Genomic DNA, 475 nt, shown 5'->3' with positions numbered 1-475 from the left:
CTTGCAGAAGCGACAGTTTTGCCATCCGGACTAAATGCCACGCTGAAGACAAAACTAGTATGCCCTCTGAAGGTGGAAATTAGTTGACCCGTGCTGATATTCCACAATTTGATGGTTTCGTGCTCAGTTGCAGAAGCGACAGTTTTGCCATCCGGACTAAATGCCACGCTGAAGACAAAACCAGTATACCCAGTGCCAGTATACCCAGTGAAGGTGGAAATTTGTTGACCCGTGCTGATATTCCACAATTTGATGGTATTGTCTCTACCTGCAGAAGCTAGAGTTTTGCCATCCGGACTAAATGCCACGCTTTCGACTGCATAAGTATGCCCGCTTAAGGTAGAAATTTGTTGACCCGTGCTGATATTCCACAATTTGATGGTATTGTCAAGACTTGCAGAAGCTAGAGTTTTGCCATCCGGACTAAATGCCACGCTAAAGACTTCACGAGTATGCCCGCTTAAGGTAGAAATTT

Annotated in this window: 1 protein-coding gene; it reads right to left on the bottom strand. The window is 45.3% G+C overall.

All coding sequences use genetic code 11. The features are described from left to right. A partial coding sequence (locus ACM0OZ_RS49225; protein ID WP_414590217.1) for a WD40 repeat domain-containing protein occupies positions 1-475 on the bottom strand: 475 nt, incomplete at both ends.

Source organism: Scytonema sp. PCC 10023, from assembly GCF_963920835.1.
Lineage (GTDB): Bacteria > Cyanobacteriota > Cyanobacteriia > Cyanobacteriales > Nostocaceae > Kalymmatonema.
The sequence above is the reverse complement of the archived record's forward strand: the minus strand, read 5'-3'. Positions and strand labels throughout refer to the sequence as shown.